Raw genomic sequence first — 1,935 nt, 5'->3', positions numbered from 1 at the left:
GATACAACGCCGATATTGTCATCAGTAGTCAATTTGTTTACATCAGTAATGCCACCGACTACATTAACTTGTCCGTTAAGTTTCTTCTTGATAACAGCGCCTGTATCGCCACCGTACATCATACCGTCATCTAGAGTAGCAACATCATGTTTCTCGCCATTCTTTTCTTCGATAACGAGACGAGTGATGTTTGTACCGTCAACGCCAGGTTTACCGTCGCCACCTTTAATGGAGATGCCGTTAGCACCATCTTTACCATTCAAGCCGATAGAGCCGTCTTTACCATTGATAACAACAGCGGAGCCGTCTTTACCGTTAACTCCGATGGAGCCGTCTTTGCCGTCAGCACCCTTCTTACCAAGCACCAAATCGTCATTTACGTTAACTTTGTATGGATTATTAGCGGAACCATCGCCTTCAACGGTCGTATTTTTACCGTCTTTAAGGATAGTTTTACCTGCAGCGATAGCGTCTTTCAATTGACCAAAGTTAACTGCATCCGTATTGTCAGTACCAGCCGCTACATTAGTAATCTTCTTACTGCCTGCATCGATGCCGTCCTTAACAATCTTAGGACCGCCAGTGATAGTCAGTCCATCACTGTTCATAACAGTATCGCCGGTAGTTACGCTGTTCAAACCTTTCAAGTCCTTAGCAAGACGAGCTTTCAAGTTGTTTGTGCCATCCGATACAACGCCGATATTGTCATCAGTAGTCAATTTGTTTACATCAGTAATGCCACCGACTACATTAACTTGTCCGTTAAGTTTCTTCTTGATAACAGCGCCTGTATCGCCACCGTACATCATACCGTCATCTAGAGTAGCAACATCATGTTTCTCGCCATTCTTTTCTTCGATAACGAGACGAGTGATGTTTGTACCGTCAACGCCAGGTTTACCGTCGCCACCTTTAATGGAGATGCCGTTAGCACCATCTTTACCATTCAAGCCGATAGAGCCGTCTTTACCATTGATAACAACAGCGGAGCCGTCTTTACCGTTAACTCCGATGGAGCCGTCTTTGCCGTCAGCACCCTTCTTACCAAGCACCAAATCGTCATTTACGTTAACTTTGTATGGATTATTAGCGGAACCATCGCCTTCAACGGTTGTATTTTTACCGTCTTTAAGGATAGTTTTACCTGCTGCAACAACGTCTTTCAATTGACCAAAGTTAACTGCATCCGTGTTATCAGTACCGGCTGCTACATTAGTAATCTTCTTACCGCCTGCATCGATGCCGTCCTTAACAATCTTAGGACCGCCATTGATAGTCAAACCATCAGTGTTCATAACAGTATTACCGGTAGTTACGCTAGTTAAATTTTTCAATTCTTTTGACAATTTAACATTAAGCGCACCATTTGCAGATACTACGCCAATATTGTCATCAGACAATTTATTTGCATCAGCACCACCTTTGATATCTAACTGTTCGCCTAATTGTTTATTGATAACAGTTGTATCATCGCCCTTGAAGTTCAAGCCTTTTGCAATGGTGTTATTGATGTTTGTAATATCGGTTTTGTTATTTTTTACACCGTCACTAACATGTTTCAATTGGTCTTCTGTTGCCGCTTGACCATGTACAACTGTAGGGTTATCGATATCCCATGTACGGTTAGTCAATTCGTTTACCGTACCTGCGCCGGTTATTTTAACTGTTCCGGCCTTAATATCACCTGTTGCACCGTTAATAGTCACCTTATCTCCGGCCGTAATCGTACCGGTAGTGCCATCTATAACAACTTTCTTATCAGCATCTGAACCAAGAGTAACCTTATCACCTAATCCAACTGTATATTCTTTACCACCAGCAGCGTTAACGCCTTCTGTAACGGTTACGTTAGCATCTTTAGCTTTTACGGTTGTCGCTTTGGATGTACCGCCAATAGCAGCATTTAATTGATCCACATTGACAGCATCCGTTCCA

The 1,935-nt window shown here is 42.8% G+C and carries 1 pseudogene; it reads right to left on the bottom strand.

The features are described from left to right. A pseudogene (locus DWV85_RS09270) lies at positions 1-1,935 on the bottom strand (hemagglutinin); the annotation flags it as partial.

The sequence above is a fragment of the Veillonella sp. AF13-2 genome, assembly GCF_003603295.1.
In the GTDB taxonomy this organism is placed as follows: Bacteria; Bacillota; Negativicutes; order Veillonellales; family Veillonellaceae; genus Veillonella; species Veillonella parvula_E.
Note: the sequence above shows the minus strand (reverse complement) of the source record. Positions and strands in the feature narration are given on the sequence as shown.